The sequence below is a fragment of the Tamaricihabitans halophyticus genome, assembly GCF_004340875.1.
Lineage (GTDB): Bacteria > Actinomycetota > Actinomycetes > Mycobacteriales > Pseudonocardiaceae > Tamaricihabitans > Tamaricihabitans halophyticus.
The window spans coordinates 71,610-94,635 of sequence record NZ_SLXQ01000008.1; the positions used below are offsets into that span (position 1 = coordinate 71,610).

The following is a 23,026-nucleotide window of genomic DNA, read 5'->3' on the forward strand; positions in this document are numbered from 1 at the left end:
TCAGTGGATACTCGAGGCAGCCAGGGCGCGGTAGCACACGACGAAGGAGTCGAGGCGGGATGAACGAGGACGCGAGCACGATCGCGGGGAATTCGGGAGCCGAGTACCGAGCCACGGACGCGTGTGCGGCCTGGTTGCTCTGCGATCGGCATGCCGGGCAGGACGTGGCCTTTCGGGTCGTGGATGCCGATCTCGCGACGCGCGAGGTGACCTTCGCCGAGCTCGCGCGGCGCTCTCGACAGGTCGCCTACGCACTGTCCGAAATGGGTATCCGTGCCGGGGACGCGGTAGGCGTGTTGATGGGCAAATCCGCGGATCTACCCGCGGTGCTGCTGGGGATCTGGCGACTTGGCGCCGTGCATGTGCCGCTGTTCACCGCCTTCGCGCGCCCAGCGATCGAGGTTCGGCTGGTCGGCAGTGGCGCAGCGGTGGTGATCGCCGATGCCGACCAGACGTCGAAGCTGTTGCCGGCCGACACCGGGGCGGCGGCCGACTGGCAGGTGATCCAGGTAGGCGGCGAACGACCGGAGGCCCCCGGGTGCACCCTGTTCGCGGACCTGCTTGCCGCCGCGCCAGCCGACAGCCAAGCCGAGCCGGTCAGCGTCGGCGCGGACGGGCTACTGCTGTTGCTGTTCACCAGTGGCACGACGGGGGCGCCGAAACCGGTTCCGGTGCCGATACGTGCGCTCGCCTCGATCGAGCGATACCTGCTCGATGCCGTTGACCTGCGCCCCGAGGACGTTTTCTGGAACGCGGCCGATCCAGGGTGGGCGTACGGTTTGTACTACGCCCTGCTCGGCCCGCTCGCGCTCGGCCGCACCAGCATTCTGCTGCACGCGGGGTTCTCGGTGGAGCTGACCTGGCGTGTGCTGGATGCGTTCGGGGTCACCAACTTCGCCGCGGCCCCGACGATCTATCGGGCGTTGCGTGCCGAACCAGCGGCGGATGAACGGTCGTTGCCGCTGCGCCGTGCCTCGTCCGCGGGGGAGCCGCTGACCCCGGAAGTGGTGAGTTGGGCCAGGGACAGGCTGGGTATCGAGGTGCGCGATCACTACGGGCAGACGGAGCTGGGCATGGTGGTCGGCAATGCTTGGCGGGCCGAGCTGCGCGAACCTGTGGTACCCGGCTCGATGGGGTATCCATTGCCTGGCTGGTCGTGTGCGGTGCTCGCGGACGACGCCGACGAGGTCCTGCCCCCTGGCCAGGTTGGTCGACTGGCGATCGACACCAGCCAGAGCCCGCTGTTGTGGTTCCCGGGTTACCAGGGTCAGCCAGACCGCACGGCCGAACGCTTCACCGCGGACAAGCGGTGGTACCTCACCGGTGATACGGCGGCACAGGATGCCGACGGCCGGCTGTACTTCTCCTCGCGCGACGATGACGTGATCATCATGGCCGGCTACCGCATCGGACCGTTCGAAGTGGAGAGCGTGCTGGCCCGCCACGAACTGGTGGCTGAGGCGGCGGTCGTAGGCGCACCGGATGAACTGCGCGGTGAGGTTCTGGTCGCCTACGTCGTACTGCGCGCTGGCGCGCAGGCTTCGTCCGAGCTCGAACAGGAGCTACAGCAGCTGGTCAAACGCGAGTACGCGGCGCATGCCTATCCGCGAACGGTGCACATGGTCGACGAGCTGCCGAAGACGCCGAGCGGCAAGATTCAGCGGTTCAAACTCCGCGATCGGGCGGGAACTGGTTAGCGTGTGCTAGTGATCAGCGCGGGTGTTGATGGTGGTGCCGTGCACCGTCCAGTCGGCGACCCGGTTGCTGATCGTCAGGCCAAGGCCGGGGCGGTTCGGTATGCGCATCCGGCCATCGCGCAGATCGAGCCGTTCCTCGAACAGCGGCTCCAGCCATTCGAAGTGTTCCACCCAAGTCGTGCCCGAGTAGGCGGCGGCGAGGTGTAGATGGATCTCCATCGCGAAATGCGGTGCAAGCGACAGATTGTGGTGCTCGGCAAGCGTCATGATACGTAAGAATGGGGTGATGCCACCGACTCTCGGCGCATCCGGCTGGAGGACGTCAGCCGAGCCGAGCCGGATCAGCTCCCAGTGTTCGGCGACGCTGGTCAGCATCTCGCCGGTCGCGATTGGCGTGTCGAACCGCTCGGTGAGCGTGGCATGCCCCCGCGCGTCGTAGGCGTCGAGCGGTTCCTCGATCCAGGTCAGATCGAATCGCTCCAGGTCTCGGCATATTCGCCGGGCGCGTGCCCGGTCCCACTGCTGGTTCGCGTCGACCATCAGCGCGACCTGGTCGCCGAGATGCGCGCGGACCGTCTCCACGCGATCCAGATCCGCCGTGGCGGCTGGCTGGCCGACCTTGATCTTGATCCCGCCGATACCGCGCCCGAGGGTGGCGTCGATATTGTCCAGAACTTCGGGTAGCGGTGTGGACAGGAAACCACCGGAGGTGTTGTAGCAGGGGACACCATCCCGATGCGCGCCGAGCAGTTTGGCGAGTGGCAGATCGGCACGGCGTGCCTTCAGGTCCCACAATGCGATGTCCAGCGCGGCGATTGCCTGGGTGGCCAGGCCACTGCGGCCGACCGAAGCGCCGGCCCAGACCAGCTTCGTCCACAAGCGGGCGATATCGTTCGCGTCCTGCCCAATCAGTTCGGGCGCGATCTCCGCGGCGTGCGCGTAGAGGCCATCGCCACCCGCGCGTTTCGAGTAGCTGAACCCGAGTCCGCGCTGCCCGCCCTCGGTGGCGATCTCCGCGAGGAGAATCGCGAGGCGAGTCAGCGGGCGCTGGCGACCGGTCAGAACCTTCGCGTCACTGATCGGCGCGCGCAACGGAAGATGGATGAGGGACAGTCGAACGGAGCTGATCGGATCCGTGCCATCACTGGTCACCTGGATTCTCCTTCATGGTGGAGCCGGGCAGGTGTAGCGTTCCGTCCACCCTGCGGACGATGTCCTGCTCCTCGTCCCGTAGCTCGTTCGGTAGCGCCCACCGTGGCGCGTCCTGCCAGGCGAAAGGCCGTAGGAAGCGGCGGATCGCGGTCGGCCCGACCGAGGTATGCAGTGAGTTGCTGGACGGCCACCGGCCGCCGTGATGCTGTGCCCAGGTAACCGCGACCCCGGTGGGAAACCCGTTGAAGATCAGCCGGCCAGCGGTGTCTCGCAAGGCGTCCAGTACCTCGGCTGGCAGCCCCGGCTCCGGTATCCCGGTGTGGATCGTCGCGGTCAGCGAGGGAGCCAGGCGCGCGAGTGCGGAGGTGAGTTCCGCGGTATCCCGATAGCGTGCCACGACGAGCAATGGACCAAAGCACTCTTCGGTGAGCTCGTCGGTGAGTTGCCCGATTTCCACCCCGAGCAGCATTGGCTGAACGGCGAACCCGGTACCTTCGGGCGCCAATCCCTCGGCGAGCACCCGGGTGCCAGGCATGTTCCGCAGCCGCGCTGATCCGTCCACAAACGACGACCGGATGTTCTCGTTGAGGAGCACTGGTGCCTCGGCTGGGGTAACCGAGCCGCGCAGATCCTCCACGAGCTGGTCGCCTGCCGGGGTCGCGGGCAGGAAGGCGATTCCGGGCTTGGTGCAGAACTGGCCACCACCGAGCAAATAGGACCCCGCGAGCCCCGCGGCTATCTCCGCGGGTCGCTGCTCAGCTGCGTGCTCGGTGACCACCAGGGGATTCACGCCGCTCAGCTCGCCGTAGAACGGGATGGAATCCGGGCGCGTGTTCAGCGCGGCGAGTAGCGCTCTGCCGGTGGCGACCGATCCGGTGAAGCCGACCGCGGTGATATCCGGATGGCTGACCAGGTGGATACCTGCCGATCGGCCGTACACCACGCTGATGGTGCCTTCCAGCGCGCCCACCGAAGCCGCGGCCGCGCGCAGTGTGTTCGCGCAGAGCTCCGAGGTACGCGGATGCGATTCGTGCACCTTGGCGATCACTGGACAGCCCGCGGCGAGCGCGGATGCGGTATCGCCACCGGGAACCGAGAACGCGAGCGGGAAGTTGCTCGCCCCGAAGACCGCGACCGGACCAAGGGGAAGCAGCATTCGCCGAAGGTCAGGGCGCGGTCCCATCGGGGTATCGCCGGCATGGTCGATGGTCGCCTCGAGGTAGGCGCCGTCCGCGAGTACCTCGGCGAACAGTCGCAGCTGGTAGCAGGTGCGGGTGAGCTCGCCGTTGAGACGGGCCTCGCCGAGCGCGGTCTCCTCATCCGCGATCGACACGATATCGGCGCGGCTGGTTTCCAATCCTGCCGCCATCGCCTCGAGCAGTTCAGCGCGCCATGCCCTACCACCTCGCTCGAGATCGACGGCCGCTGTCCTGGCTAGCCGGACGATCGCGTCGACCTCGGTTGGCGATGTGTTCCGTTGGCCGGTGTGCACTGCTGTCCCGGTGCGCGGGTTGGTGCTCAGCACCTCGGTCACCAGTTGCTCCTTCCGTGGTTGTGCCGGGTTCGCTTCGTCGCCATCAGACCGGCGTGGTTTCGTTGGTGGGCTGGTGTTTCGCGCGTTTCGCACGCAGTGCTTTCAGGATCGTGAACACGATGAGGCCGACTGTCGCGGCAAGCAGCGTGGCCGCGATCGGCTCGCCGAGGAATCCGGTGAGCTGGCCGTCAAAGGTGCGCATCGAGCGGCGGAACGCGGATTCGAGAATGCCGCCGAGGATGAACGCGAGCACCAGTGGTGCCGGCTCGAACCCGGTTTTCTTCATCAGATAGCCCGCGACGCCGAGCGCGATCATCAGGAACATGTCGAACACGCTCATCCGGACCGTGTACACCCCGACAAGGGTGATGATGAGCGCGACCGGTGCGAGGACGCCGACCGGGATGCGCACGATGCGTACGAACAGGCCGATCAGCGGCAGACACATCAGTACCAGCAGGATGTTGCCCAGGTACATGGAATTCACCACGCCCCAGAACAGATCCGGTCGGTCCTCGACGAGCAGCGGCCCCGGTGTGATGCCCTGCAGCAGCAGCGCTCCAAAGATCACCGCCATCGACGCGTTGGCGGGAATTCCCAGTGATAGCAACGGAATCATTGACGAGGACGCGGCTGCGTTCGAAGCCGTCTCGGGGCCGGCGACGCCTTGGATGGCGCCCTTGCCGAACAGTCTCGGCTTGCGCGAGACGCGTTTTTCCACCGCGTAGGACACCATCGAGGACATCACCGCGCCCCCGCCGGGAAGCACGCCAAGGACGAATCCGACCACGGATCCGCGAGACATCGCACCCCGGGACTGGCGCAGGTCGGCCCTGCTTGGGTAGACGCGGCCGACGTCGGGAATCTTGGCGCGCGCGTTGCGCACCGATTCCATGTTGTACAGGATCTCGCCGACACCGAAGAGTCCCATCGCGACGATCACGAACGGGATGCCATCGAAGAGCTGGTCCGAACCGAAGTTCAGCCGGCCGGTGCCGATCAACGGGTCCTGGCCGATACTCGCGAGCAGCAGACCGAGCGCCGCGGCCACCACGCTCTTGACCGCTGAACCGGAGCCCAGGGTCGCGACCATCAGAATGCCGAGCAGCGCCAACGCGGTGAACTCCGGTGGGCCGAAGTCGAGCGCGAAACCTGCTACTACCGGTGCGATGAAGGTCAGCGCGATGATGGCCACGGTGCCACCGATGAACGACGAGATCGCGGCGATGCCGAGGGCGGTCCCCGCCCGACCGTCGCGGGCCATCGCGTACCCATCCAGCGCGGTCACCGCGCTGGAGGCTTCGCCCGGCAACCGCAGTAGTACCGCGGTGATCGTCCCGCCGTACAGCGCGCCGTAGAAGATCCCGGCGAGCATGATGATCGCCGCGGTCTCGTCGAAGTTGTAGGTGATCGGCAGCAGAATCGCGATGGAGGCCGCCGGCCCGAGTCCGGGTAGCACACCGACGAACATGCCGAGCGTGACGCCAATGAGGCAGAACAACAGGTTCATCGGCTGCAGCGCCACGCCGAAGCCTTCGAGCACGGGAGTGAGAAAGTCCATGACAGGCCCCGTTCAGAAAGCCACGATATGGGGTAGTTGAACGCCGAGCGCGGAAATGAACAGCACATAGATGACCGCGCAGGAGCCAACGGAGACGGTGATCGAGGTCAACCACGGCTGTCGACCGAGCCCTCTGATCCAGAGCAGCAGCAGTGCGATGGTCGGCACCTCGAAGCCGATGCGTTCGAAGAGCAGCGCGTAGCCGATCAGCGAGCCGACCGCGACGACCACGATCAGCGATTCGCGAGTGAAACGCTGCTCATCGCCCTGCTGCCGGGATTGCAGCAGCAGGACGGCCGCGAAGGCGATGATCACCACGCTGACCGCAAGCGGCCACAGGCCGGGGCCAGGTTCGGCGAGGTTACCCACGCCGAGTCGCGCGGACAGGGCCGCGGCCACGCCGCCGATGAGCAGCACCACCAGCGCGGCGACCACGTTCTGCCGGCGTGCGTACCGAGCGGACACCTCGATTACTGGGACGTCGTCATCCTTGTTATCCCGGGTTTCTGGCGCGCTCACGACTGTCCACCAAGGTCAACGCCGAGCTCGCGGCTCAGGGTGGCATAGCGTTGCCTGCTCTCGCTCAGCTGGCTTTCCACTTCGGCCGATTCCGCATTCCACTGCCGAATGTAGTTGTTCTCGAGGATCGTCTCGTACTCGTTGTCCACTGTGGCCTTGTCCGCGGCCGCGCCGAGCCGGTCGACCAGTTTGTCGGGCAGTCCGGCCGGTGCCGCGAGGAACCGGCGCTGGTCGACGACGACGTCGTATCCGGATTCCACGGCCGTGGGAGTGTCGGGCAGTGCGTCCAGGCGTTCATCCGAGAACACGATGATCGGGCGCAGCCCACCGGCCTCGATCTGCGGCATCACCTCGGCGGGGTGCAGTGCGGCGACATCGACCTGTCCACCGAGCACCGCCGTCATGGTCGGACCGCCGCCGTCGAAGGGAATATCGGCCGCCGGCACGTCGGTGAAGCCGAAGAGCAGAGCCTGCGCAAGCTGACCGCCGGTACCCGCTCCCGCGGTGCCGTAGTTGAGCCGATCCTGGCCGAGGAGGTCGTCCAGGTCCCGGTGCGGGGAGCCAGCGGGGACGACGAGCACGTAGTCCTCGATCGTCAGACCCTTGATAAACGTCATATCGGAAAGCTCGATCGGTTCCGGGTCGTCAACCACGAGCGGACCGATGGAGAACAGCGATTGCGGCATGACCGCTACGCGGTGCCCGTCGGGTTCGCTACGGAACACCGAGTTGCCGGCCACCTTGCCGTTGGCGCCGGGTTTGTTCACCACGATGGTCGTGCCGTCGAGGTGTTCTTCGGTGCTGCGTGCCAGTGCCCGTGTCACCAGGTCGGAACTGCCGCCCGGTTCGGTCGGTACGGTGAACTCGACCGGTCGGTTGGGAAACTCGCCGGTCCCGGTGCCATTGCTGCCGCCGTAAACCGTGCAGCCGGTTGCGAGCAAGGCCGTGCAGGCCAGTGCGGTTCCGGTGAGTCTGCCGAGTCGCGCCGGCCGTCGAAGATGATGAGAAATCAACATTGATCCTCCACTGTGGAACCTTGCGGTCACCAGCGCGGTAACGGCGGCTGGGTCCATTCCGGTTCGGCGATACGCATCGCGGCTACGTCATCCCGGTCCCGGGCGTCCATGCGTTGCCAGCGTTCGTGCAGAGTGGCCAGCGCGTCGCGGTCCAGCTCGACGCCGAGGCCAGGGGAGTCGGATACGTCGACCGCGCCGTTTCGGAAGACGTGCGGTTCAGTGATCACATCCTCGGTCTGCCACGGCCGATGGGTATCGCAGGCGTAACGCAGCTCCGGAACGACACTGGCGACGTGCGTCATGGCGGCGAGGCTGATCCCGAGATGGGTGTTCGAATGCATGGAAAGGGCGACGCCGTAGGTCCGGCAGTGCGCGGCGAGTTCCCTGGTCGCGGTCAGCCCGCCCCAGTAGTGATGATCGGAGAGTACGACCTGGACGGCATCGGCGGCGAACGCCGCGGGGATTTCCTCGAACGAGGTGACCACCATATTGGTGGCGAGCAGTGCTCCGGTTCGGTGGCGCACCTCGGCCATACCGGTGACCCCTGGGGTGGGATCCTCCAGGTACTCGAGGGTGCCGTCCAGGTCGTTCGCGACTCGGACGGACGTCGCTACCGTCCAGCCACCATTGGGATCGAGGCGTAGCAGTTGACCGGGAAATGCCCGCGCGAGCGCCTTGATCGCGGCAATCTCCTCGTCAGGCGGGAAGACACCGCCCTTGAGTTTGAAGGAACCGAATCCGTAGTCCGTCGCGAACCGCTTCGCCTGCGCCACCACCCCTTCCGGGTCGAGGGCGGCGCCCCAGTCATCCACCGGAGCCGCGTCGACCGGATGGTTCGCCCAGCGATAGAACAGATAACCGCTGTACTCGACGGCGTCCCGCACCTTGCCGCCAAGCAGCGCGTGCACCGGCAGGCCAAGCGTGGTGCCCAGCGCGTCCAGGCTGGCGATCTCGAACGCCGACACTACGCTGCGCACGAGTTTCGTCTTGGTGCGGCGCCCGCGCAGCCCGGCGGGGTCGAACTCGGCGGCTGCGTCGTCAGCGAGTCCGGCAGCCGAATAGGCCAGGTCGGTGAGCCCGTTCAGCGCGGTTACGGGTTGACCGACGACTGACTCAGCCAATGTCGTGGCCAGGGTGAGGTATTCGGTATCCCCGTAGGTTTCGCCGACGCCGATCGCGCCTTCGTCGGTTTCCACTTCGACGATACAGCGTGGCGTGTAGGGCTGGTGCACGCCGAGCACATTGAGCAACGGCGGATCGCCGATCAGAATAGGTGTGGCGGATGCCCGCACGATTCGTGGTATGGGACGAGCCATGAATGCTTCCTCTGTGCTGGTGGGTCAGGGAGCTCTCAGGAGACGAGTTTTACACCGGCGTCCACAATCGACTGAAGTGCCGAGGTGTGATCCGGGGGTGGGTCGGCGAGTGGGGCGCGCACCGAACCGACCTGGTGTCCGCGCAGCCGGGCGGCGGCCTTGACCAGGGAGACCGCGTAGCCGGTGCCCTTGTCCCTGAGCTCGACCAGGGGGAGATAGAACTCTCGGAGTAGGGTCTCCACACGCGCCGACTCGCCTGCGCGCAGCGCGTTGAAGAAGGCATGCGAGATTTCCGGGGCAAAGGCGTGTACCGCCGACGAATAAGCCGATACCCCGATGGCGCGATACTGGCGGGCCTGCATTTCCGCGGTCGCCACGCCGTTGAAGAACAGCCATTCGCGCGGCGCCGCCAGTTTCAGCCGTTGCAGCTGGTCCAGGTCGCCGTGCCCGTCCTTGATCCCGATCACGGTGGGAATATCCGCGAGCGCCGAGATCGCCTCCGCGCTCAGGCGCAACTGGCCTCGCTGGTAGACGATCAGTGGTAGCTCGGAAGCCGCGGCGACCCGCCTAATGTGTTCGACGACGCCGTGCTGTGGCGCGTCGATGAGGTACGGCGGCATCAACAGTGCGGCATCGGCGCCGGCGTCGCTGGCGATCGTGGCGAAGCGCGCGGCCTGCGCCCAGCCGTAGCCGACGCCGACGACGACGGGCACCGCGCCGGCGGTCTCCGCAACGGCTGCCGCGACCAGCCCCGCGTACTCGTCCTCGGCAAGCGAGAAGTATTCGCCCGTGCCACAGCAGGGAAAGACCGCGCCCGGCCCAGCAGCCACCTGATCGCGGATGTGCTTGCGAAAGGCGACCAGGTCGACGGCACCGTTTTCGTCGAACGGGGTCAGCGGGAAGGAGAGCACGGCGGACGACATCCCGGCACGCAACCGGGTCGCCGTGTCACCGGCCTTCGTCTGAGCGGATTCTGTCCACGAGTGCGGGTATGTGTCTTCATATGTAGACGCTCGCTCCATGTGTAGCAGCATGGCTTGCCGGTTGATAGCCTGTCAACAGTTCGGCAGGGATCGGTGCGAGCGGCACTCGGCAGCGGGTGTGACCATGAACGGGGTGCGATGACAACGCCAGGTGCGTCCGATGGTGACCGGCAGGCAACCGGGGTTCGCGGCGTCAAGTCGGCTGCCCGGACCGTTGAGCTGCTCGAGTTACTTGCCTCCAGGCAGAACCGGCCGGCCAGACTCAGGGAACTGAGTGAGGCCCTTGGCGCGCCCCGGAGCAGTGTTTACGCGTTGATCAGGACGTTGGCCAGCCTCGGTTGGGTACGGACCGACCCAAGCGGCACGCAGTACAGCATTGGTATCCGCGCGCTGCTCGCCGGTACCACCTATTTGGACACCGATCCGTATCTGCGCATCGTTCAGCCGCATATCAACGATCTGAGCACGTCACTAGACGAGACGATCCACTTCGGACGAATCGATCGATGCGACATCGTATACCTCGCAACCAAGGAATCCAGTCAGTACCTGCGCCCGTTCAGCAGGGTGGGGCGTCGGCTGCCGGCCTTCAGTACGTCGATGGGTAAATCGCTGCTCGCGGAGCGGTTGGACACCGACGTGTTCGCGCACGTGCCCGCTGAGCTCACGGCGCTCACCCCGCGCACGATCACCGAGCGGGACGCGCTCGTCGATGACCTCGAACTGGCTGCCGAGCGCGGTTACGCCATCGACAACGAGGAGAACTATCTCGGGGTGCGTTGCTTCGGCTTCGCGTTGCGCTATACAAGTCCGGCTACCGACGCGATCAGCTGTTCGGTGCCGGTCGACCGGCTCAGTGACGAGCGGGTAGCGGAGATCATCGCCGCGATGGAACGAACCAGGCTGGCAATCGAGCGAATGGCCCCGGTTGATCTTGCCGGGGCATCCGAGCAGGGCGGCGCGGGCTGACGTGGATCCTGCTTCGGCCGCGCTCCTCGTGGGCGCGGGGCTCGCGGCTGGTCTCGCCGGCTCGATGGCGGGTCTCGCGTCACTGTTCAGCTACCCGGCTCTGCTTGCCGTTGGTCTGCCGCCGATCACCGCGAACGTGACGAACACCGTGGCGCTGTTCTCCACTACGGTGGGTGCCGCTGTTGGGTCCCGGCGGGAGTTGAAGGCACAGGGACGTCGACTGCTGCGGCTCTTGCCGCTCGCCGGCGTTGGTGGCGCAGGTGGTGCAGCACTCTTGCTGAACACGCCGGCGCAGACCTTCGAGCTGATTGTGCCGTGGTTGATCGCCCTCGGCTCAGTGCTGTTGCTTGCCAACGGGCCGATCCGGCGGGCCGCGGACCGACGAGCGGTCTATCGTGGACCGCCTTCGGCGCTGCCGCTGGCCGTCGCGGTGTTCCTTGTCGGGATTTATGGCGGCTACTTCGGCGCCGGGGCCGGCGTGCTGATGCTGGCTGTGCTTTCGGTATCCGCCACGGAACCGCTCGCGGTGACGAATGCGGTGAAGAACATGGCGACCGGCGCGGCCAACCTCACGGCCGCCGTGGCGTACTGCTTTCTCGTTCCGATGCACTGGGCAGCCGTCGGGTTTCTGGCCGCGGGCAGTGTGGTGGGTTCCTGGCTCGGCCCTACCATCGTCCGGCGGCTGCCGGAGCGCCCTCTGCGGGTGACGATCGCGCTGGCGGGTCTGGGCCTTGCCGTGCATCTGCTGATCGGTGCCTTGCGCGGCTAGGGCCATCATTGCCGACGTGGCTTGGCGCGCAGGTGGGCCCGCTCGCCCTGGTTGCCGAACAACACCAGGAATTCGACTGGTTCGGTATCCGCGGTACCGAACCAGTGTGGCGTCCGGGTATCGAATTCCGCGGCCTCGCCCGGCGTGAGTATCAGGTCGTGTTCGCCGAGGATGAGGCGCAACCGGCCATTGAGGACGTAGAGCCATTCGTAGCCTTCGTGGCTTTGCGGCTCGGAGCTACGAGATTGGTCATCGGGGCGGAGAATGAGCTTGTAGGCCTGGATGCCACCCGCGCGGCGGGTGAGCGGCAGCATCGTCATCCCGTTCCGGTTAACCGGGCGAAGGTGAATGCGCGGATCGCCAGTTGGCGGTGCGTCGACGAGTTCGTCGAGCGTGACGCCATATGCCTTGGCTAGCGGCAGCAGCAGTTCGAGTGTCGGCCGACGGTCACCGGATTCGAGCCGAGAAAGCGTACTCGGCGAGATTCCGGTAGTAGCGGACAGCTCGGCCAAGGTGAATTCGCGCTGCCGGCGTAGTGCGCGCAGCCGGGGGCCGACCGTGTCGAGCACCTGATGCAGATCGTCGAACATACGACCATTTTGCCCTATCAGCAACACCTCTTGCCAGCATCGAATAGCGCCCGTGACCGTTCGGTGAACCGCAAGCTCCTTAAAGAATGTGGTTTCGGCGATACCACACGGGTGCCAGGATCGCGCCGAGGATGGCGAATCCCATCGCGATCGCGATGAGCCATCCGAAGCCGACGAGACCGGCAACACCCAGTCCGGCCGAGCTCGCCACGGCTACATAGATGCCCTCGATCGACATCGGGATGGTGTAGTCGGTTGAAGCTGACGACTTCCGCGCACGGTCCATGGACACCGTGGATATCCAGGTGAGTTTGGCGCCGTAGGCGATGGCAACGCAGGTCAGGATGATCGTCGTCATAAGCGGTGGACCATGCCCGGCCGCAAGCGGGAGTAGCCCGGCGACCGAGGCGGTCCCCAGTAGCCCGGCAACCAGACCGGACCGGCGTCGGCCGTATCGGCTGATCGCCAGCCCGGTCACAATGACCGCCCCGAGCTGAACCACGGTGGTGATGGACTGGGTCACCGCGATCTGACTCACGTCCCAACCCGCGCCGAGTAGCATCGCCGGCTGGGGCGCGGTAGCCAACCACTCGCTCATCGCGAACAGCGGGATCACCACCAGGGTCCATATCGCAGCCCGTGGTTGCCGGAAGTAGCCGGCGATCGCCCGCCACGGCGCCGCCCGCCGCGCGCCCGTTGCCTGCTCGGCAGGAGGTTCGGCGATTCGGGCGAGCACCGTGAGCGGGAGCAGGAAGACTGCGGCGAGCGCGAGTACCGTGCCCGTCCAGCCAATCTGCGCGTAGCCAAGCAGCGCGCCGCCCGACCCGATGAGCATCGACGCGCTACCCGAACCGACGATAATCCCGTTGCCAATACCACGGTCGGATTCCCTGAGCAGGCGCACCGCGAAACCGTTCAGGGCCGTGTCATGTAGTACCGAGACAACCAGGACCAGACCGAGCAGCACCAGAAGCACGGGCAAGTCGCCGATCGGATCCAGTGTCGTGAGTCCGAGGAGCAAACCGACGAGTGCCAACTGGGTGAGCAACAGCCAACCTCGGTAATGGCCGAGCCGACGTGGTCCGTATCGATCGACTACCGGTGCGACGAGAAATCGTCCGAAGTAGATGCCACCGAGTAGGTTGATCAAGGCCACGGTCTGCAGCGAAGCTCCACCATCCAACAGGATGGTGCCAAGTGTCAGGAAAAAGAACGAGTATCCGATGTTGGCGACCAGATACAGCGAACCGATGACAAGTAGCCGCTGAACACGACTGGCCAACCATGGTTGGTGATCGATTTCTCGCGTCGGACTGGTGATGGTCGTCTCCGATCAGTTGTCTGATCAGTTGTCTACTGTGGTCATGATGCGCCAGCCCCTGGCCTGCTCGTACTGGTCGTACAGTTTGGCGAACAGGCCACCGGATTCCCGCAGTGTCGTGGGGTCGCCAACCTCCACAACGTGTCCCTCGTCCAGCGTGACTACCTGATCGGCCGCCCGCAGCGTGCTCGGTTTATGCGCGATGATCAGTACGGTGCGGTCGGGTGCGCTGGCCAGCTCCGCGATCGCATCGCTGACCGCGCGCTCGTTTTCCGGATCGAGCGCGGATGCCGCCTCGTCAATGAGGACGATCCGCGATCGCTTCAGGAACGCCCGTGCGATGGAAACCCGCTGTCGCTCACCGCCGGAAAGTCGGGAGCCGGCCTCGCCGACCCTGGTCGCCCAGCCGGCCGGCAGCCGGTTGAGCACCTCGTCCAGCCGGGCCGCCCTGGCCGCCTCCTCGAGTTCGGTCCGGCTGGCATCCGGGCGCGCGATCCGCAAGTTTTCCTCGATGGTGTCGTCGAACAGGTACACGTCCTGGAAGACGATCGCGATGTCGTTCAGCAACACGGTCGGATCGAAATCGCGGACGTCCGTGCCGCCAATTCGCACGCTGCCCGAATCGACATCGAAGAACCGCGCGATCAACCGGGTCACGGTGGTCTTGCCCGAACCGGACGGCCCGACCAGTGCCGTAGTGCTGCCCGCCGGGAAATTGGCGGTGACGTCGGTCAACGCCCGCGCCGAGCCGCCGTACGAGAAGGTGACCCCGGACAACGCGATATCGATACCGGAGAGCTCGCGGACCGGTCGCGGGCTGGTTGGCAGCGGTTCGGTGTTCAGTACCGCGCGCACCCTGCCGACCCCGTTGTCCATGGCACGCAGCGCACCGATCAGTTCGATCAGGTTGCCGAGCGGTTCGAGGAACCGGACCGCGAGCACCAACAGCGCGACCAGGTCCGCGATCGGCAGTTCACCGCCGATGAGTAGCAGCATGCCGGCGATCAGGATGGCTGCGAACCCGCCCATCACCACCGCGGTGTAGGTCAGATCGGGCAGCATCGACTTGCGCAGCCCGCGCCGATAGGTTTCCCGGTGCTCGTCAAGGGCCGCACGCATACGGGTGGTTCCGGTGCTGCCCTGCCCTGCCGCGCGCAGCACGGGTTGGGCCTGACCAAGCTCGATCGCCCTGCCAGCGATATGTGTGGCCGCTTCCTCCAACTCCTCGTCCGCTATCGAGACGATCCGGCCGGCCCGACGTAGGGCGAGGAAGGCGATCGGCATGATGGTGAGGAAGAGCAGCGCCATCCGCCAGTCGACCGCGAAGGTGACGCCAATGATGGTCGTCGGTACCAGGGTGGCCGTGATCGCCGGTCCGCCAATGGTGACGGCCAGATGCGCGATGGCTCCCGCGTCCGCGGTCACCGCGCGGGCCAACCGTGCCTTCCGTTCCTGGGTGAACCAGCCGAGTGGCAGCGCGGCGACGTGATTCATCAGCCGGTGCCGTAGCTTCGCGGTGAATTCCATGTTGGCCGTGAAGGCGATCGGTGTGGAGATCACCGCGAGTACGCCGTAGACCAGCAGGCCAATACCGGCCAGCAGGAACCATGGTGTGGCGGCGGCGAAATCCGGCTCGGGCCGCAGTAGCGCGCGCAGGATCGGGATGAGCGTGCCCAGCAACAGTCCTTGCAGGATGGCCAGGCTCGCTTGGAGCGCGCCGATCCGGAGCATCAGCCCGAGCTGGGGGACCAAGCCGTAGAGTCGCAGGATCACGCCGACCTCCCGTGCAGTTGCGCTTCCCACATGCGCGCGTAGCGGCCGTTGCGGGCGAGTAGTTGTTCGTGGCTACCGCGTTCGGCCAGCTGCCCGTCGTCGAGGACGAGGATCTGGTCGGCCGCGGAGATGGTGTGCAGCCGGTGCGCGATCACGATCACCGTCTTGCCGACGGCCAGTTCCGCCAAGGCGGCCTGTACCGCGGTTTCGCCGTCCGGGTCCAGGGATGCGGTGGCCTCGTCGAGGATGACCACCGGCGCGCCGGAAAGGATTGCCCTGGCGATGGTCAGCCGCTGGCGTTCACCACCGGAAAGCCCGCCACCGTCGCCGAGCACGGTGTCGTAACCATCCGGCAGCCGGGTGATCACCTCGTGAATCCGCGCTGCTCGCGCCGCCGCCTGTACCTCTTCGTCGGTGGCCAGTGGTCGGCCGATCCGGATGTTTTCCCGAACGGTGTCCCTGAGCAGCATGACGTCCTGGAACACCAGCGACATGGATGACAGCAGCTCGGTTGTCGGGATATCGCGGATATCGGTGCCACCAATCCGGATCGCGCCATCGGTGACGTCGTAGAACCGGGGCAGCAGGCTGGCGATCGTGGATTTGCCGGCGCCCGAGGGGCCGACCAGTGCGGTTATCGTGCCGGGCGCTAACGTCGCGGTGACATCGGCGACCGCGTTGGTGACGCCGTCATAGGAGAAGGTCACCCGATCCAGCTCGATCTGATGTCCCTGTGGTGATGCCGGCCGGACGGGCTCGGGGAGTGGCGGACGAGAAAGCAACTCGTCCACGTTGCCCGCGGCCACCCGGCCCTTACGCACTCCAAGCGACCCCTGGATGGCGGGATCGATCGATGTCGGCAGGCCAACTCCGACGACGAGGAACGGGATCAGCTCGGCCATCGCCAAGTGTCCATTGTGGACAAATATTAGTCCGGCGATGGTGACCACGCCGAGCACCGTGACCTCGGCCGAGCACAACCGGGAGAGCGCGGTGCTGTAGCGGGTTTCCGCTGCCCATGCGCCGAGTGCCGCGGTGTGCTGGCGTACCGCCGTATTGAATCGTTCGAGAATCCGGCCGCCAGTGCCGAAGGCTTTGACCACCGCGATGCCGTCCGCGTACTCGATGCTTGCCGCGCTGATGCGCTCCTCGGCCGTGAGTAGCCGGTTCATATGCGTGCTCATCGACCGCATCGCGATGCGGTACGCGACGACCATGACCAGTAGTACGCCAGCCGTGACCAGCGCCATTCGCCAGTCAACGAACAGGAGATAACCGAGGCCCACCGTGATCGCGGTGGCCGCGCCGACGAGCTCGCCAAGCGCGTGCGCGATGATCAGATGCATATCTTCGAGGTCAGTGGTCATCCGCTTTTTCACCGCGCCCGAGCCGCTGGCGCGGAACCAGCCAAGTGGCAGTGAGCCGAGCTGGCGGATCATGCGTACCCGCAGATCGTGCAGGGTTCGCGCGTCCGCGTAGTGGCCAAGTCGAGACGAGGCGAACACCAGCACGAGCCGTAACCCGGCGCCGATCATCCCGATCCAGGTCCACGTCCACAAGGTGGCCGAGACACTGGCAAGCTCGGTCGAGGCCAGTGCGACCCGCGCGATCTCCGCGACCGCGATGTAGGGCGCGAACCCCGCGGCGGAGCCGAGCGTGGAAAGGATCGCGCACCCGACCAGATGCCTGCGGATCGGACGGAACAGCCGGGCAAGGGCGTCCGTCGCAACGTGTCGCGGGGGCAGCTCGGCATCGTGTGGAGCTTGCGGTGGCGGATCCAGAGCGGACTCCGCCGGGTTCTCTATCGCAGTTGTCATCGACTTCCTTGCTGTCCAGGGCAGCGCCCAATGTTGAGGTTAGGTTGCCCTTAGCTTGCATAGTAAAGTCGACTTCATGTCAACTACCGCGACGAACGAGCAGACCGTGCAGATCGGTGACGCCGCCGCCTTGTATGGCCTGGCACCGTCGACCTTGCGCTGGTGGGAGCGGCAAGGCGTGCTGAACTTGCCGGCGCGGCAGGGCAACCGGCGAAGCTATACCGAGAGTGATCTTCGCCGTATCGGCGTTGCCTACCTGTGCTGCGTGACCGGAAAGATGCCGCTGGAAGCCGCGGCCGTGGTCGCCGCTGGGGAGTCCGATGTGGCGACCTGGCAGCAGACGGTGCGGGAGCAGATCGCCCGGCTGGAGAGCGAGATGGCGCAGCTCCGGATTGCCGCCGATTATCTCGGACACCTGTTGGACTGCGTCGACGACGATATGGTGCGGTGCCCGTACCTGGATGCCGAACTCGCCGAACACACGCCGAGAGGACGGGTGGCGAACGCGGATTTCGTCGCCGCCGCCCGCGCCGCCAGACCTGCCGACTAGCGCGCTCCGCGACGATCGAACCGCGTTCGGGCGTGACCGCGTTCTTTAAGGTGAGCGAGTCTGTCGTGGTCGCCGGCGTCCTGAGATCGCAATCTTTAGGGATCTTGCGGGTGGGCGGGTCAGGTATCGCGGAGCATTTGCTCGAAGCTGGGCACATCCTGGAACGGGTCGGTCGGGTGCGCGCCGACTCGTTGGGTGATCCGGTCGGCGAACTCGCCGCCGGCTCGCTGGATCCGTTTCGGCAAGGGGTTCACCTGGTCACCGTTGCCCGACCAGTCGTCCGTCGCGGCGAACACCGAGGTCGGCACGACATCAGCGTGCAGGTAGGTGAACAGCGGGCGCATCGCGTACTCGAGGGCGAGCGAATGCCTGGGTGTGCCGCCCGTCGCGCCAAGCAGTACGGGAACTCCGTTCAGCGAATCCTGTTCCAGAATGTCCACGAAGGACTTGAACAGTCCGGAATAACTCGTGGTGAACAGCGGCGACACCGCGATCAAACCGTCCGCGCCAGTGATTTCCGCCAACGTCTCGCGGAGCTGACCGGCGGGGAACCCGGTCAGCATCGCGTTGACGATGTCATGCGCGATATCGCGCAGTTCGAATGTTTCCACCGAACTGGACAGTTCGCGGGCGGCGAGTTCGGCCGTGGTGGCCGCGCTCAACCGATCGGCGAGCAGCCTCGTCGACGACGGTCGTCCGAGACCGGCCGAAACCACCGCGATCCTGCGTTCCGTCATCGTCTTCCCTTCGGGCCAGTGCTCATGCGCCGGTGGGCTGGGTGCTCGCCGGCTGGTTGGCCATCGCCACTCGATCAACATGGCTCGGAGGGTCCGCCGGCACATGCGCGGGACGCTTGTCCGCCATTTCCTTGCGCAGCACGGGGACAACCTCCTCGGCAAGGATGTCGATCTGTTCAAGAACCGTCTTCAGTGGAAGTCCGGCGTGGTCGACGAGGAACAGCTGCCGCTGGTAATCGCCAACATGGTCACGCATACCCGCGTAGCGCTCAATGACCTGTTGCGGACTGCCCACCGTCAGCGGGGTGGTGGCGGTGAACTCCTCCATCGTCGGACCATGCCCGTACACCGGCGCGTTGTCGAAGTAGGGGCGGAACTCGTTCCAGGCATCCTGCGAGTTCTTGCGCATGAAAGTCTGCCCGCCGAGCCCCACGATGGCCTGGTCCGCGGCACCGTGCCCGTGCTGCGCGTAGCGTTGCCGGTAGAAGTTGACCATCTGCTTGGTGTGCGACATCGGCCAGAAGATGTTGTTGTGAAAGAAGCCGTCGCCGTAGTACGCGGCCTGCTCAGCGACTTCCGGGCTGCGGATCGAGCCGTGCCAGACGAACGGCGGTACGCCATCGAGCGGTCGGGGAGTCGAGGTGAATCCCTGCAACGGCGTGCGGAACTTACCCTCCCAATCGACGACCTCTTCCTCCCAGAGCCTGCGGAGTAGCGCGTAGTTCTCGATGGCCAGCGGGATTCCCTGCCGGATGTCCTTGCCGAACCACGGATACACCGGGCCGGTGTTGCCCCTGCCGAGCATCAGGTCCATCCGGCCATCGGAGATCACCTGCAGCATCGCGTAGTCCTCGGCGATCTTCACCGGGTCATTCGTCGTGATCAGGGTGGTCGAGGTGGACAGGATGATGTTCTTGGTGGCCGCGGCTAGGTAGCCGAGCACCGTGGTCGGCGAGGATGCCACGAAGGGCGGGTTGTGATGCTCGCCGGTGGCGAATACGTCCAGGCCCGCTTCGTCCGCGTGTTGGGCGATGGTCAGCATCGACCGGACCCGTTGGGTGTCATCGGGCGTCTCGCCCGTGGTCGGATCGGTCGTGACGTCACTTACCGAGAAGATCCCGAACTGCATCGCGTACCTCCCTTTCGCCGTCGCATGCCGGCTCGTCCGGCTATCTCTTCGTTGAAAGAATCTTCCATGGAAGATTATTCCCGAGCTAGCGCGAAAGTGCTCCCGCAGCATTTTATAACGCTGTCTGTTTACTGGATCGTGTCTGACGTCGGTCACGTTTTTGCAAGACAACGAGTCCTATCGTGGGCGAATGATGCCAAGCGAAGTCGATGTCGTCGTTGTCGGCTCGGGTGGTGCAGGGCTCACGGCCGCATTGTCCGCCGCGGTGGCCGGCGCCGAGGTAGCTCTGTTCGAGGCCGCGCCGCGCTGGGGCGGGGCGACCGCCATTTCCGGCGGGCAGGTCTGGGTACCGAACAACCACCGGATGTCCGAGTTCGGCGTGCCGGAAAGCCATACCGACGCCCTCACCTACTGCACCACGCACAGCCCGGATCGGGAACCCGAGTTGATCGAGGCGTTCCTGCAGGCGGCCCCCCGGATGGCGCGGTTCCTCGAGGAGCACGCGCCGCTGCGCTGGTCGGCCTGCGGGATTCCGGATTCGTTCGCCGAACATCCCGGCGGCCGATCAAGCGGCCGGCACCTCGAAGTGCTGCCGGTCGAGCTGGCCGAGCTCGGTTCGGCGGATGACCTCGTCTGGCCAGCGCCCTACCCGATGGTGCTGACGAACGCGGAGATCGGCGAGCTGGATCTGACGGGTGGTGCGCGGCTGCCGATGGATCTCATCGAGCGTCGAACTAGCGCCGGCGAGACCACGATGGGTCTCGGATTGGTTGTCGGGCTCATGCGCGGCTGTACGGAGGCGGGTGTCGCGCTTCATCGGCAATGCCGCGTGCAGGAGCTGCATCGTGACGCTGACCGCGTACGTGGCGTGACCGTCGCCGATGCTTCGGGGCAGCGGCACCGGGTCAGCGCCCGGCGGGCCGTGCTGCTCGCCAACGGGGGATACGAATGGGACGGTGAACTGGCCGCTCGGCTGCACGGTGGCGTGGCGCCGCTAGCGGTGTCCCCGCCGGTCAATCGCGGCGATGCGCTTCGGTTGGCCGCCACCGCGGGAGCAGCTCTTGCCAGGACGTCAGAGGGTTGGTTCTGGCCGGTGTTTCAGGTGCCGGGCGAGACGTGGTCCGATGGCAGTCCGCGCGCACGACTCGTACTCGCCGAACGTGGCCGGCCCCATACGATCTGGGTGAACCGGGCTGGCCAGCGCTTCGTCAACGAGTCCAGCCACAACTGCGCGCTCGCGTTCTCCGATGTGGATTCCGGCACCCTGTTGCCGGCCAACTTGCCGGCATGGGTGATCGGCGATGCGCGATTCAGGGAACGTTCGCCCGTGGCCGGAGTCGCACCGGCGGAGCCGGCGCCGGACTGGCTTGTCGAGGCGGACAGTCTGGCGGAGCTCGCCCAGCGCGCCGGAATCGACGAAACCGGCCTGCTGGCAACCGTCGAGCGATTCAACCAACTCGCCGGCACGGGTGTGGATACTGACTTTGGTCGCGGTGCGGGGCCCTACGACCACGGGATTGGTGACCCCAGCGCGCCGCACCCGAACCTCGGCTCGATCGAACGGCCACCGTTCTTCGCGGCGCCGATCCGGCGTGGCACGGTCGGTACCAAAGGTGGTCCGCTTACCGACGTGCGGGGACAAGTGGTGGCCTGGGACGGGACACCGATCGCCGGTTTGTACGCGGCCGGCAACGCGGCCGCGAGTGTGCTCGGCCCCGGCATCATCGCACCAGGGCTCACCCTTGGCCTAGCGCTGACGTGGGGGTGGCTCGCCGGCCGCGCCGCGGCCGGCGCACCGCCTACTCCGGCCAGTTAACCGTGCTGTTCGCACCACTGACCACAATGGCTACTCGTTCGTCGGCTTCGGGTTGGTAAGCCCCGGAGAGCACCGCGGCCACACCTACCGACGCGGCCGGTTCGGCGATCACCCGCACGGTCTCCCACAGCAGGGTGCGGGCCCGCTGGATGTCCGCATCCTCGACGAGCACCACATCGTGCACAAAGGACCGTGCGATATCGAAGGGCAGCTCGCCGATTCGCTTGGGTGCGAGCGCGTCCGCGGCGATGCCGCCGGTGGGCGCGTCCGTGGGTGCACCCTGCGCCAAGGCGGCGGTCAAGGTCGGTGCCGCAGAGGGTTCCACGCCGATTACCCTGACTGATCCAGCGAAGTACGCGGCGATCCCGCCAATCAGGCCACTCCCGCCGACCGGTACCAGTACGGTATCCACTTCGGAGGTCTGCTCGGCGAGCTCGAGCCCAAGGGTGCCCGCCCCGAGCAGTGTTTCCGGTTGATCGAACGCCGGTATGTCCAGCGCGCCGGTGTCCGCGATATGCCGCCGCGCCGCCTCGAGCGCATCGGCGTAGCGGTCACCGCCCACCACCAGCTTGGCGCCGAACCTCTCGATCCGCTCGATCTTCGCTGGTGCGGAGATCGTCGGGACGAAGATGGTCGCCGCGACACCGAGTTGTTGTGCGGCATAGGCGACAGCCGCCCCATGGTTTCCGCCGGACGCCGCGACCACGCCAGCGCGCGGGATCTCGCGGAGCAGCAGGTTGGCGAAGGCACCCCTGGTCTTGAACGACCCAGCCCGCTGCAGTTGTTCGAGTTTGAGCGTCAGCGTCGCAGCCGAACCAGGCGTACCGGGCGTACCCAGGTCGCCGGGGCCAAGCCGCAGGATCGGGGTGCGGCGCAGGTACGGCTTCAGCGTCGGGTAGGCGCGCTGGATCTCCGACGAGCTGATCACACCGACGCGCCGGTACGCAGCCGGGCGATCACTTCGATCTCGACCGGAGTGCCAAGTGGCAGCGCGGCAACGCCAACGGCGGACCGGGCGTGTTCGCCCGCCGCGCCGAGCACGGCCGTCAGCAGGTCCGAGGCGCCGTTCGCCACCTGTGGTTGCTGGGTGAAATCCGGGGTGCTCGCGACGAAGACGGTCACCTTGAGCAGCTGTTCCACCTCATCCAACGAGCCCGCGGCCGCGTCCAGTTGCGCGAGAATGCTCAGTGCGCAGACCCTGGCCGCTTCCTGGCCGGTGGCCACATCGATCTCGGCGCCAAGGCGCCCGGTCGCGATGAGCTGCCCATCCTGGACCGCGATCTGGCCCGAGGAGTAGACGAGCTGGCCGTCGCGGCTGTACGGCGCGAAGCTCGGGGGCGTGGCTGGCGGCTCCGGCAGGCTCAAGCCCAGTTCGGCGAGCCGACTAGCGCAGTTGTTGGTCGCGGTCATTGGTCCTCCGTGTCAATATGGTGCGGATAGCCGGGCTCGGTGCGCTCATGTGCTCACCAGTGGCCACCGAGTAGGGCTTTCGCCTGGTTGATTCGTTCTTCGTCACGCCGGTAGAACACCCACTGCTTGATCTTCGTGCCGTGGATCAGACCGGCGCGGCTGAGTATCTTCAGATGCTCGCCGCAGGTCGGCTGACTGATGCCGAGTTTTTCCGCGATGAGCAGTGAGCACACGCCGTCGGTTACCAGATCGCCGTCCTGTTGTGGTGGGAAATGCGCGGCCGGATCGCGCAGCCACGTCAGGATCGCCAGCCGTTTCTCGTTGGCCAGCGCCCGCAACAGTCCAGCGTCAAGCATTAAGCCATTAT

The 23,026-nt window shown here is 66.1% G+C and carries 21 protein-coding genes; 5 read left to right on the forward strand and 16 right to left on the reverse strand.

Annotation, left to right across the window (positions count from 1 at the left end; all coding sequences use genetic code 11):
• The first annotated feature begins 59 nt into the window (after positions 1 to 59).
• Positions 60 to 1,697 carry an AMP-binding protein gene (locus EV191_RS18205; protein ID WP_132878301.1) on the forward strand — a complete coding sequence of 546 codons (1,638 nt, stop codon included), beginning with the start codon at positions 60 to 62 and terminating at the stop codon, positions 1,695 to 1,697.
• A gap of 6 nt (positions 1,698 to 1,703) precedes the next feature.
• Here EV191_RS18205 and EV191_RS18210 read toward each other — a convergent pair whose 3' ends face one another.
• The 7 genes from EV191_RS18210 to EV191_RS18240 are packed head-to-tail and all read right to left on the reverse strand — an operon-like array spanning position 1,704 to position 9,730.
• Entirely contained in the window at positions 1,704 to 2,849 is a 1,146-nt protein-coding gene (locus tag EV191_RS18210) for an L-talarate/galactarate dehydratase (protein ID WP_132878302.1), read from the reverse strand.
• Complete coding sequence (locus EV191_RS18215) at positions 2,839 to 4,383, reverse strand: aldehyde dehydrogenase (NADP(+)) (protein WP_132878303.1); 1,545 nt, start codon at positions 4,381 to 4,383, stop codon at positions 2,839 to 2,841. The genes EV191_RS18210 and EV191_RS18215 overlap by 11 nt, the downstream gene beginning before the upstream one ends.
• Before the next feature lie 43 nt (positions 4,384 to 4,426).
• Positions 4,427 to 5,944, reverse strand: a complete 1,518-nt coding sequence (locus EV191_RS18220; RefSeq protein WP_132878304.1) for a tripartite tricarboxylate transporter permease — start codon at positions 5,942 to 5,944, stop codon at positions 4,427 to 4,429.
• A 12-nt stretch (positions 5,945 to 5,956) separates the two neighbouring features.
• Positions 5,957 to 6,463, reverse strand: a complete 507-nt coding sequence (locus EV191_RS18225) for a tripartite tricarboxylate transporter TctB family protein (protein WP_132878305.1) — start codon at positions 6,461 to 6,463, stop codon at positions 5,957 to 5,959.
• Positions 6,460 to 7,479 carry a tripartite tricarboxylate transporter substrate binding protein gene (locus EV191_RS18230; RefSeq protein ID WP_165913001.1) on the reverse strand — a complete coding sequence of 340 codons (1,020 nt, stop codon included), beginning with the start codon at positions 7,477 to 7,479 and terminating at the stop codon, positions 6,460 to 6,462. Before EV191_RS18230 ends, EV191_RS18225 begins: the two co-directional genes overlap by 4 nt.
• A gap of 26 nt (positions 7,480 to 7,505) precedes the next feature.
• Positions 7,506 to 8,795, reverse strand: coding sequence for an enolase C-terminal domain-like protein (locus EV191_RS18235; RefSeq protein WP_132878307.1), 1,290 nt, complete (start codon positions 8,793 to 8,795; stop codon positions 7,506 to 7,508).
• A 35-nt stretch (positions 8,796 to 8,830) separates the two neighbouring features.
• Positions 8,831 to 9,730 carry a 5-dehydro-4-deoxyglucarate dehydratase gene (locus EV191_RS18240; RefSeq protein WP_279388444.1) on the reverse strand — a complete coding sequence of 300 codons (900 nt, stop codon included), beginning with the start codon at positions 9,728 to 9,730 and terminating at the stop codon, positions 8,831 to 8,833.
• 186 nt (positions 9,731 to 9,916) lie between these two features.
• Here EV191_RS18240 and EV191_RS18245 point away from each other — a divergent pair, with 186 nt between their 5' ends.
• Together EV191_RS18245 and EV191_RS18250 are read left to right on the forward strand one after the other, a co-directional pair.
• A complete protein-coding gene (locus EV191_RS18245; RefSeq protein ID WP_132878309.1) occupies positions 9,917 to 10,747 on the forward strand; it encodes an IclR family transcriptional regulator in 831 nt (276 codons plus the stop codon).
• 1 nt (position 10,748) lies between these two features.
• Positions 10,749 to 11,516, forward strand: a complete 768-nt coding sequence (locus tag EV191_RS18250; protein ID WP_132878310.1) for a sulfite exporter TauE/SafE family protein — start codon at positions 10,749 to 10,751, stop codon at positions 11,514 to 11,516.
• Positions 11,517 to 11,521: 5 nt separating this feature from the next.
• Here the strand turns inward: EV191_RS18250 and EV191_RS18255 are convergent, their stop codons facing one another.
• From EV191_RS18255 to EV191_RS18270, 4 genes are all read right to left on the reverse strand, one after another.
• Entirely contained in the window at positions 11,522 to 12,106 is a 585-nt protein-coding gene (locus tag EV191_RS18255; RefSeq protein ID WP_132878311.1) for a helix-turn-helix domain-containing protein, read from the reverse strand.
• A gap of 79 nt (positions 12,107 to 12,185) precedes the next feature.
• Positions 12,186 to 13,388, reverse strand: a complete 1,203-nt coding sequence (locus EV191_RS18260) for an MFS transporter (protein ID WP_243659045.1) — start codon at positions 13,386 to 13,388, stop codon at positions 12,186 to 12,188.
• Positions 13,389 to 13,451: 63 nt separating this feature from the next.
• Positions 13,452 to 15,200 (reverse strand): ABC transporter ATP-binding protein, encoded by a 1,749-nt coding sequence (locus tag EV191_RS18265; protein WP_132878313.1) that lies wholly within the window; start codon positions 15,198 to 15,200, stop codon positions 13,452 to 13,454.
• Entirely contained in the window at positions 15,197 to 17,017 is a 1,821-nt protein-coding gene (locus EV191_RS18270) for an ABC transporter ATP-binding protein (RefSeq protein WP_132878314.1), read from the reverse strand. Before EV191_RS18270 ends, EV191_RS18265 begins: the two co-directional genes overlap by 4 nt.
• A gap of 76 nt (positions 17,018 to 17,093) precedes the next feature.
• Between EV191_RS18270 and EV191_RS18275 the strand changes: the two genes are divergently transcribed.
• Complete coding sequence (locus tag EV191_RS18275) at positions 17,094 to 17,567, forward strand: MerR family transcriptional regulator (RefSeq protein WP_132878315.1); 474 nt, start codon at positions 17,094 to 17,096, stop codon at positions 17,565 to 17,567.
• 119 nt (positions 17,568 to 17,686) lie between these two features.
• Here EV191_RS18275 and EV191_RS18280 read toward each other — a convergent pair whose 3' ends face one another.
• Complete coding sequence (locus EV191_RS18280) at positions 17,687 to 18,304, reverse strand: FMN reductase (RefSeq protein ID WP_132878316.1); 618 nt, start codon at positions 18,302 to 18,304, stop codon at positions 17,687 to 17,689.
• Positions 18,305 to 18,326: 22 nt separating this feature from the next.
• Positions 18,327 to 19,433, reverse strand: a complete 1,107-nt coding sequence (locus tag EV191_RS18285) for an LLM class flavin-dependent oxidoreductase (RefSeq protein WP_132878317.1) — start codon at positions 19,431 to 19,433, stop codon at positions 18,327 to 18,329.
• 190 nt (positions 19,434 to 19,623) lie between these two features.
• Between EV191_RS18285 and EV191_RS18290 the strand changes: the two genes are divergently transcribed.
• Complete coding sequence (locus EV191_RS18290; protein ID WP_132878318.1) at positions 19,624 to 21,249, forward strand: FAD-dependent oxidoreductase; 1,626 nt, start codon at positions 19,624 to 19,626, stop codon at positions 21,247 to 21,249.
• On the opposite strand, the gene EV191_RS18295 is transcribed toward EV191_RS18290, so the two are convergent.
• From EV191_RS18295 to EV191_RS18305, 3 genes are read right to left on the reverse strand one after another with little or no spacing between them, the layout of a single operon-like run.
• Positions 21,233 to 22,177, reverse strand: coding sequence for a threonine/serine dehydratase (locus EV191_RS18295; protein ID WP_132878319.1), 945 nt, complete (start codon positions 22,175 to 22,177; stop codon positions 21,233 to 21,235). The genes EV191_RS18290 and EV191_RS18295 overlap by 17 nt on opposite strands.
• Positions 22,174 to 22,659, reverse strand: coding sequence for a RidA family protein (locus EV191_RS18300; RefSeq protein ID WP_132878320.1), 486 nt, complete (start codon positions 22,657 to 22,659; stop codon positions 22,174 to 22,176). Before EV191_RS18300 ends, EV191_RS18295 begins: the two co-directional genes overlap by 4 nt.
• Positions 22,660 to 22,712: 53 nt before the next feature.
• Entirely contained in the window at positions 22,713 to 23,015 is a 303-nt protein-coding gene (locus tag EV191_RS18305; protein WP_132878321.1) for an ArsR/SmtB family transcription factor, read from the reverse strand.
• Positions 23,016 to 23,026: the final 11 nt, after the last annotated feature.